Origin of the sequence: Rhizobacter sp., assembly GCF_031412075.1 — a bacterium.
Lineage (GTDB): Bacteria > Pseudomonadota > Gammaproteobacteria > Burkholderiales > Burkholderiaceae_C > Rhizobacter.
This window is the reverse complement of sequence record NZ_JANOCG010000532.1, coordinates 1-9,249: the sequence shown is the minus strand read 5'-3', so window position 1 is coordinate 9,249 and position 9,249 is coordinate 1. Positions and strand designations below refer to the sequence as shown.

Genomic DNA, 9,249 nt, shown 5'->3' with positions numbered 1-9,249 from the left:
TGATAGTCGTGGCTGCGGGGGTTGCCCTCGTCCGCCGGGCGGACCATCTGGTTGCGCGGCATGTCGTCGGGGTGCCCCGCGACGGTGGGTTGCGCCAGCGCGCTGGCCACCAGCAGGTCGCAGACCTTTTGCCACTTGGCTTGTTGGTCGGCGGTCCAGGTGACACCTTTTTCGATCGCCACACACCAGTCGGGAAACAGCGCCAACTCGCGGCGCAGCAGCGCATCGTCATAAGCCGGCAGCTGGCTCGCATCGGCGCGGGTTTGCCATTGCACGAGGGCGCTGGTGGCATCGCGCATCAGCGTGGTGATGCTTCGCTCGTCGCCCTGGGCCTTGGCGTCTTGCAGGGCTTGCAGGTACAGCTCGGAGCCGAGGTCGCTGAGCAACAAGAAGCCGTGCTCCTCGTCTTTCTCCAGCACACGTGGCGCGTTGAGGTCGGCCGTTTGCAGCATGGCGGCCACCGCCACGAAGGGGCGCACGTCTTCTTCGGGCGGCGGGGCGTCCATCACGATGAAGGTCTGCCCGCTGGCGCCGTCGATGCGCAGGTAGCGGCGAAAGCTCGCGTCCGCACTGGCCGGGCGCAGGCTGTCAGGCTGCAAGCCATGGCGCGCGGCCACGGTCACCAACCACTGCACGAACAGCGCGCGGCGTGCCTCGTCGGGCCACACAATGGAAGAGGAAGAGGCAGTCGGTGTGGGCATGAATCGGCGCGGCAGGTGGGGGAGCGTGGGGCAAGGGCAAAGCGGGAGAAGAAAATCCCTCGCTGATAATCGATTCTACAAATCGCCCCCGCCTCCATTGCACTTCGTTTCATCACACCGCCGCGCTCTTGCAGGCTGCCTCGCCGCCGGCTGGCTGGTGGCTTCAGCCCAGACCCGCCCGCCGGTGATCGTCGAGGCCGCCGAGATCCGCGCGCGGCCCGACCTCGACATGGTGGCCGAAGGTGATGCGGTGTTTCGCCAAGGCAAGATCGAGATCCGCGCCCAGCGCCTGAGCTACGACCAGCCTGGCGACCTGGCGCGCGCGCAGGGCCAGGTCAGCATCACCCGCGACGGCAACCAGTACAGCGGCCCCGAGTTGCAGCTCCAGCTGCAGCGCTTCGAGGGCTTCTTCAGCCACCCGACCTACTTTTTCTCGCGCACCCAGGCCGGCGGAGACGCCCAACGCATCGACTTCCTTGGTGAAGATGTGGCGATCGCAAGCGGAGCCACCTACACCAGCTGCCCGCGCGACGGCCCGGACGACCCGGCCTGGGTGTTGTCGACCCGCCGCGTGAAGATGGACTTCGCCAACAACGAAGGCATCGCCGAAGGCGCAGTGCTGCGTTTTTATGGCGTTCCCGTTCTGGCCGCGCCGGTGCTGAGCTTCCCGCTCACCGACGCACGCAAATCGGGCTGGCTGCCGCCGACCCTCGGGCTCGACAACAAGAGCGGCCTGCTGCTGTCGGTGCCCTACTACTGGAACATCGCGCCCAACCGCGATGCCACGCTCACACCCACCGTCATGGCCAAGCGCGGTGTCGGCCTGGGTGCCGAGTTCCGCTACCTGGAGCCGAGCTATGAAGGCACGCTCAACCTCAACACCCTCGCCAACGACCGGCTGACCGGGCGTTCGCGCGGCTCGCTCGGCCTGCTGCATGAAGGCTCACTGTTCGGCGACGGCTTCTACCGCGCCCATGTGGCGCGTGTTTCCGACGACGATTACTGGAAAGACTTCCCCAGCGAAACCCCCAGCCTCACGCCCCGCCTGCTCGCCGCCGATCTGCGAGCCAACAAACCCGTGTTCGGTGATTGGCGCACTTACGCCCGCGTGCTGCGCTGGCAGCTGCTGCAAGACGCCAACAACCCGATCGACCAGGCGCCTTACGACCGCCTGCCGCAGATCGGTGTGCGTGGTTCGCAGCGTCTGTTCGGTGGGCTGGAGTTCGCGCTGGAAACCGAGCTCAACCGCTTCACCAACCCCGACGGCAACCTGCAACCCTCGCGCATGACCGGCTCCCGGGTGCACGCGCTGGGCTCGCTGAGCTGGCCCTATGTGACGCCGGGCTGGTCGCTGACCCCGAAGCTGTCGGTCAACGCGGCCTCGTACTCGATCGACCAGCCGCTCACCAGCGGCGAACGCGCCGGGCGCAGCCAGTTTGGCCGCGCGATCCCGAGCTTCAGCCTCGACAGCGCCTGGGTGCTGGAGCGCGACACCCAGTGGTCGGGCCGGGCGCTGCGGCAGACGCTGGAGCCGCGCCTGCTCTATGTCAAAACCCCCTACAGCGACCAGGGCGGCCTGCCCAACTTCGACTCGGCAGGCAAAGACTTCAACTTCGACTCGATCTACACCGACAACGCCTTCTCCGGCATCGACCAGGTGTCAGACGCCCACCAGGTGACGGCCGGCGTGACCACCCGCGTGCTCGACAGCAACACCGGTGCCGAATCGCTGCGCCTGGGCATCGCGCAGCGCTTTCTGTTTGCCGACCAGCGCATCACGCCCGATGGCGTGCCCTTCACCCAGCGGGTGTCCGACCTGCTGCTGCTGGGCTCCAGCACCTTGTCGTCGAAATGGAAGCTCGACGCCGGCCTGCAGTACAGCCCCGAGATCCAGCGCACCGTGCGCTCCATCCTCGGGGCGCGCTACTCGCCCGGGCCTTACCGCACGCTCAACGTTGCCTACCGTTTCAAGCGTGAAGAGAGCGAGCAGGTCGAGCTCGGCTGGCAATGGCCGATCTACGGCCGCCCGCGCGAGAACATGAACCGCGGCAACGGCAACACCTGCTCCAGCGCCTGGTACACCGTCGGCCGGGTCAGCTACAGCCTGCGCGACAGCCGCGTCACCGATTCGGTGCTGGGTCTCGAATACGACGGCGGTTGCTGGATCGGCCGCCTGGTGGCCAAACGGCTTTCCACCAGCCAGGTCGAAGCCACCACCCAATTGGGCTTCGAAATCGAGTTTGTGGGCCTGTCGCGCCTGGGCACCAACCCGCTGAGGGTCTTGAAGGACAATGTGCCCGGCTACCGCATGCTGCGTGACAACAACTCCCCTGACGGCAACCAGCCGACCGCCCCCTGAACACCCCATGACATTGATCCGCTCCTGGCCCCGCATCGCCTTGTTGTCGCTCGTGCTCGCGAGCGCCGGCCCGGCCGCCACCGCACAGACACGCGCCAGCGCCCCCCGCACCGCCGACTACATCGTGGCCATCGTCAACCAGGAGCTCGTCACCAACGGCGAGCTGCAGCTGCGGCTCAACCAGGTGCGCGACAACGCGCGCCGTGCCAACACCGCAGTGCCCCCCGCCGAAGAGCTGCGCCAGCAGGTGCTCGAGACGCTGATCGACGAAAGGGTGCAGATCACCTACGCGCGCGACAGCGGCCAGCGCCTCGACGAGGCCGAGATCGAGCGCGCCGTGGCCAATGTGGCGGCGCAAAACCAGCTCACGCCGGCCCAGCTGCGCGAGCGGCTCAAGCGCGAAGGGGTCGACTACGTGCGCTTTCGCAACAACGTGCGCGACCAGTTGCTGCTGGAGCGCACGCGTGAACGTGAAGTGCAGGCGCGCATCCGCGTCACCGACACCGAGATCGAAAACTGGCTCGACAAACAGCGCGCCGAAGCCGGTGCCGCGACCGAATACAACATCGCCCAGGTGCTGGTGACGGTGCCCGAAGCGGCCAGCGACAGCGTGGTGGCCGAGCGGCGTGCCCGCGCCGAGGCGGCGCTGGCACGCATCCGCCGTGGTGACGCGTTTGACGTGGTGGCACGCGAGGTGTCGGAAGACACCAACCGCGCCAAGGGCGGCGAAATCGGCGCCCGCGCGGCGAACCGCCTGCCTGACATCTTTGTCAACGCGGTGCGCCCGCTCAAGGCCGGTGAGGTGTCGCCCAGCCTGCTGCGCAGCGGTGCCGGCTTCCACATCCTGAAGCTGATCGAGCGCAGCGACGCCGGCCCCTTCACCATCAACCAGACCCGCGCCCGCCACATCCTGCTGCGGCCGTCGGCCCAGCTGAGCCAGGAGGCCGCGGCCGCGCGCTTGGTCGAGTTCAAGCGCCAGATTGCCAGCGGCGCGCGCAACTTCGAGCAGCTCGCGCGCGACAACTCCGAAGACGGCAGCGCCTCACAAGGTGGCGACCTGGGCTGGGTGTCGCCCGGCAGCTTCGTGCCCGAGTTCGAAGAGGCGATGAACGCGCTGGCGATCAACGGCTTGTCCGACCCGGTGGTGTCGCGCTTCGGCGTGCACCTGATCCAGGTGGTCGAGCGCCGCAAGACCACGCTTGATGCCAAACAGCAGCGTGACCAAGCCCGCAGCGCCCTGCGCGAGCAGAAGTTCGAAGAGGCCTACGCCGAGTGGGTGCGCGAGCTGCGGGCCCGTGCTTACGTCGAGATGCGCGAGCCGCCGCAGTAGGCGCCTGTGAAACACATTGCGCGCAAGCGTTTTGGGCAGCACTTTCTCGCTGACGAAGGCATCCTCGGCGCCATCATCGATGTGATCGACCCGCAGCCGGGTCAGGCGCTGGTGGAGATCGGCCCCGGCCTGGGGGCGATGACCACCCCGCTGGTGGCGCGCTGCGAACGGCTCACCGTCATCGAACTCGACCGCGACCTGGCTGCCCGGCTGCGCAAGCGGCCCGAGCTGAACGTGGTCGAGTCCGATGTGTTGCGGGTCGACTTCACCGCACTCGCGGTGCAAGCCGGCCAGAAGCTGCGGGTGGTGGGCAACCTGCCTTACAACATTTCCACGCCGATTCTTTTCCACCTGCTCGAAGCGGTGAACCACGTGGCCGACCAGCACTTCATGCTGCAAAAGGAAGTGGTCGACCGCATGGCCGCCGCGCCCGGCAACAAGGACTACGGCCGCCTGACGGTGATGCTGCAGTGGCGCTACGCCATCGAGTCGGTGCTCGACGTGCCGCCCGAGTCCTTCGACCCGCCACCGCGAGTCGACTCCGCCGTGGTGCGCATGCGGCCCCTGCCCTTGCCCGCCGGCATCAACGCGGCGCTGCTGGGCGAGCTCGTCACGGTGGCCTTCTCACAGCGCCGCAAGATCTTGCGCAACACGCTCGGCCGCTGGCTGGACGAGCGCGGTTTCGCAGGTGAGTTCGACACCCAACGCCGGGCCGAAGAAGTGCCCGTCACCGACTACCTGGCCCTGGTGCGATCGTTGGCTGCGTGAAGGCATGAAAAAGGGCAGCCGAAGCTGCCCTTGTTTCAATGCATCCGATCACCTCAAGCGGCGGTGAGCCACATCGAGGTGTCAAACGCGCTGCTCATCATCGGCATGTTCATGCCGAAACTCGCGTTCGCTGCACTCTTGGCCGCCACCTTGGCGGGTTTGTCGGTTGCAACACTGGGGGCCGTTTCCGTAGCCCGCTCCCATGACCCTAGTTCTTGGGAGCGGGCTACTGAAAAGAATAGAAGCACCTGAATTGGATTTTCCGTTCGGCCCAGAAATCGGCCGCGTCTCGGAAAACATCCAGCAACTGCTCGCGTGCCTCGCGGTCGAATCGCGGGTTGTCGGGCAACTGCTCCAGCACCACCACAAAGCCCGGTTGCGCGCCCGACTTGTGCACCAGGTCGGTCATGCAGTCGTAGAGGGCGTCGAGGTTCTTGCCAAAGTGAGACGGGAACAAGAAGGATTCGGCAATCGCCTCCATCACGTCCTGTTTGGTCTGGGCGTTGGTCAGGTTGGCGTAGAGGAAATGCTGACCCGCGCCCTGCGCGGCCTCATGCAGTTCATCGACGCGGTAGGCGCGTATCGACTGGACAATGTTTGGACGGACTGTCTGCAAAAGCATGGTCGCGTTCCTCCTTAGGTATCAAAAACAAAATCCTTGGGCGATCACTGCACGATGCGGCGAAAGCTTGCGTAATGGTCACTCGTATAAAAACAGGCCTCGGGCGCGGTGGGCTGCTGGCCCCCACACACGATTCGGCGCGCCCCCCGGTCACGCGATCCTGGTGTCTTCACGGTGTACTCGCGGTAGTAGCCACGAGCTTTCGCCGGGAGCAGCCGCTCGCGGTTACCGAAGCGACTGCCGTCTTTGGTGTAAGGGAATGGCCCACCGGCACGGATCAGGCGCTCGGTGATTTGGGCTTCGCTCGGCAGGCTGGCCAGCGCAATCGTTTCCAGTTGCGCCTGTGGCGCCTTCGCGACGGCGCCATTGCCAAAAACAGCGGCCACTGCCAGAACGATAGCGAGCCCCAACTTGCACAGGGGTTGCCACGCAGGCTGCCAACCGAGGAGAAACACGGGATATCCCTGAAATACGAAGCCGCGATGGTATCGAATCAGGCGGGAAAGCTCAAGCCGCTGCCTCAATTTGGGGCAGTCACGTCAGCACAATAGTGTGCGCTAACGAACGGCTAAAGCCTTTTAGTGAACGGCTTTTTCACATCACGACGGCGCTTTTTTGGGGTGTAAAAGAGTTGTGACGGCGTTGTCACAAGCCCGTGCGCCAACCTGGGCCATCCGGCCCAGGGCTTTCAACGCACGGCGTTGGCGTCGGCCACCGTCAGGGCCGTCATGTTGACGATACGGCGCACCGTGGTGGAGGGCGTCAGGATGTGCACCGGTTTGGCCGCGCCCAACAAAACCGGGCCGATGGCGATGCCGCCGCCGGCCGCTGTCTTCAGCAGGTTGTAGCTGATGTTGGCGGCGTCGATGTTGGGCATGACCAGCAGGTTGGCTTCACCGCTCAGGGTCGAGCTGGGCATCAGCTGGGTGCGGTAGGCGGCGTCGAGCGCGGCGTCGCCGTGCATCTCGCCGTCGACTTCGAGCCAGGGCGCCTGCTCTTGCAGCAGGGCCAGCGTTTCGCGCATCTTGAGCGCCGAAGGCTGGTTGCTCGAGCCGAAGCTGCTGTGCGAAAGCAGCGCGGCCTTCGGCAGCAGGCCGAAGCGTTTCATCTCTTCGGCCGCCATCACGGTGATCTCGGCCAGCTGCTGCGCCGTCGGGTCGTAGTTGACGTGGGTGTCGACCAGCATCACCTGGCGGCCGGGCAGGATCAGCCCGTTCATGCAGGCATAGGTCTTGGCACCCTTGCGCAGGCCGATCACCTGGTCGATGTAATGCAGGTGCATCGCCGTGGTGCCCCAGGTGCCGCAAAGCATGCCGTCGACCTCACCCTTGTGCAGCAGCATCGCGCCGATCAGCGTGAGCCGTCGCCGCATCTCGATCTTGGCGTGCTGAGCGGTGACACCCTTGCGCGCGTTCATGCGGTGGTAGGTTTGCCAGTAGTCGCGGTAGCGGTCGTCTTGTTCGACGTTGACCACGTCGTAGTCGCGCCCGGGCTGCAGGCGCAGGCCGAACTTCTCGCAGCGCTGGGCGATCACCACCGGGCGGCCGATCAGCGTGGGCCGCGCCAAGCCTTCGTCAACCACCACCTGCACCGCACGCAAGATGCGCTCTTCTTCACCTTCGGCATAGGCCACGCGCTTGTGCTTGGCGCCCTTGGCCAGGTTGAAGATCGGCTTCATCGTGGTGCCCGAGGCATAGACGAAGCTCTGCAGCTTCTCGCGGTAGGCGTCGAGGTCTTTCACCGGCCGGGTGGCCACGCCCGACTCGGCCGCAGCCTTGGCAACCGCAGGGGCGATCTTCATCATCAGGCGCGGATCGAACGGTTTGGGGATCAGGTACTCGGGCCCGAAGCTCAGCGTCACACCGGCGTACGCCGCTGCCACCACGTCGTTTTGCTCGACCTGCGCCAGCTCGGCGATGGCGTGCACCGCCGCGATCTCCATCTCGGACGTGATCGTGGTGGCGCCGCTGTCGAGCGCGCCCCGGAAGATGTACGGGAAACACAGGACGTTGTTGACCTGGTTCGGATAGTCGGTGCGGCCGGTGGCGATGATGGCGTCGCTGCGCACTTCTTTGACTTCTTCCGGCAGGATCTCGGGCGTCGGGTTGGCCAGCGCCAGGATCACCGGCTGCGCCGCCATCTTGATGACCATCTCCTTCTTCAGCACCCCGCCCGCCGACAGACCGAGGAAGATGTCGGCGCCGGCAACCACCTCGCTCAGCGTGCGCAGCGTCGTCTTCTGCGCAAATTCGATCTTGTCTGCGTCCATCAGCTCGGTGCGGCCTTCGTAGACCACGCCGGCGAGGTCGGTGACCCAGATGTTTTCGCGCGGCACCCCGAGCTTGACCAGCAGGCTAAGGCAGGCCAGCGCCGCAGCGCCCGCGCCCGACGACACCAGCTTCACCTCGGTGATCTTCTTGCCCGTGACCTTGAGCGCATTGAGCACCGCCGCACCGACCACGATGGCCGTGCCGTGCTGGTCGTCGTGGAACACCGGGATGTTCATGCGGCTGCGCAGCGCGCGCTCCACATAGAAGCAGTCGGGTGCCTTGATGTCTTCGAGGTTGATGCCGCCGAAAGTGGGCTCGAGTGCCGCGATCATGTCGATCAGCTTGTCGAGGTTCTTCTCGTTGACCTCGATGTCGAACACGTCGATACCGGCGAACTTCTTGAACAGAACGGCCTTGCCTTCCATCACCGGCTTGGCCGCCAGCGGGCCGATGTCGCCGAGCCCCAGCACCGCCGTGCCGTTGGTGATGACGGCCACCAGGTTGCCGCGCGAGGTGTAGCGAAACGCGTTGGCCGGGTCGGCCACGATCTCTTCACACGCCGCTGCCACGCCGGGTGAATACGCCAGCGCCAGATCGCGCTGGTTGACCAGCTGCTTGGTCGCCGCGATGGCCACTTTGCCGGGCGTCGGGAACTCGTGGTACTCAAGTGCGGCGCGGCGCAACTCGGCGCGCTTTTCTTCTGAGGAGCTCATGGCGTTGTCTCGTTGTGTGACCCGCACAATCTGCGTGTCGGTGGGCCCGCATTGTAGGAGTGCACACCGCGGCGGGATGCGCGTAATTGCGTATCGCGCCACGGGCGGCCTCCGCAATACTGGCAGGCGTTTCCCCTCGCCGCTGACTCCCTCGCCGATGCCCTCCTCCGCCACCCTCTCCCTTGCGAGCACCCCACGGCCCAGCCGCTGGCGGCGCGCTCTGCTGTGGGGTGCGCTGGTGGGCCTGCTGCTGGTGGCGCAGTCGCTGCTGGTGTGGTTGACGCTCGACTACGAAAGCAACCGCTCGCAAGAGCAGGTCGATGGGGCGGCGGCCGTGTCCATCGGCGACCTTCGACGAGCGCTCGGCCGCGACTTGCAAAGCCTGCAGGCGCTGACCTGGAACGCGCCCCCCATCCTGCAGTGGCGCGCGGATGCGGCCGACCTCTTGCGCTCGCGCCGCGAGCTGCTGCGCATCGAGCGGCGCGA

General features: G+C 66.0%; 7 protein-coding genes and 1 pseudogene. 4 read left to right on the top strand and 4 right to left on the bottom strand.

The features are described from left to right. On the bottom strand, positions 1-701 hold a 701-nt coding region (locus RMO40_RS19905; RefSeq protein WP_309725080.1), incomplete at its 3' end, for a phosphotransferase. Positions 702-858: 157 nt separating this feature from the next. On the opposite strand from RMO40_RS19905, the gene RMO40_RS19900 reads away from it, so the two are divergent. The 3 genes from RMO40_RS19900 to rsmA are packed head-to-tail and all read left to right on the top strand — an operon-like array spanning position 859 to position 5,158. Then, positions 859-3,060: an LPS assembly protein LptD gene (locus RMO40_RS19900; protein ID WP_309725078.1), complete on the top strand. Its 2,202-nt coding sequence runs from the start codon at positions 859-861 to the stop codon at positions 3,058-3,060. Positions 3,061-3,067: 7 nt separating this feature from the next. Then, positions 3,068-4,390 (top strand): peptidylprolyl isomerase, encoded by a 1,323-nt coding sequence (locus RMO40_RS19895; protein WP_309725076.1) that lies wholly within the window; start codon positions 3,068-3,070, stop codon positions 4,388-4,390. Between the two features lie 6 nt (positions 4,391-4,396). Continuing rightward, positions 4,397-5,158 (top strand): 16S rRNA (adenine(1518)-N(6)/adenine(1519)-N(6))-dimethyltransferase RsmA, encoded by a 762-nt coding sequence (gene rsmA, locus RMO40_RS19890; protein ID WP_309725073.1) that lies wholly within the window; start codon positions 4,397-4,399, stop codon positions 5,156-5,158. 226 nt (positions 5,159-5,384) lie between these two features. On the opposite strand, the gene RMO40_RS19885 is transcribed toward rsmA, so the two are convergent. The 3 genes from RMO40_RS19885 to RMO40_RS19875 all read right to left on the bottom strand — a co-directional run bounded on the left by RMO40_RS19885 (position 5,385) and on the right by RMO40_RS19875 (position 8,763). Continuing rightward, the gene (locus RMO40_RS19885; protein WP_309725066.1) at positions 5,385-5,780 is read right to left on the bottom strand and encodes a barstar family protein; all 396 of its coding nucleotides are present in this window, start codon (positions 5,778-5,780) and stop codon (positions 5,385-5,387) included. A gap of 44 nt (positions 5,781-5,824) precedes the next feature. Beyond that, entirely contained in the window at positions 5,825-6,235 is a 411-nt protein-coding gene (locus RMO40_RS19880; protein WP_489660203.1) for a guanyl-specific ribonuclease, read from the bottom strand. Positions 6,236-6,468: 233 nt separating this feature from the next. Further along, positions 6,469-8,763, bottom strand: coding sequence for an NADP-dependent malic enzyme (locus RMO40_RS19875; protein ID WP_309725064.1), 2,295 nt, complete (start codon positions 8,761-8,763; stop codon positions 6,469-6,471). Between the two features lie 157 nt (positions 8,764-8,920). Between RMO40_RS19875 and RMO40_RS19870 the strand changes: the two are divergent. Next, a pseudogene (locus tag RMO40_RS19870) lies at positions 8,921-9,249 on the top strand (PAS domain-containing sensor histidine kinase); the annotation flags it as partial.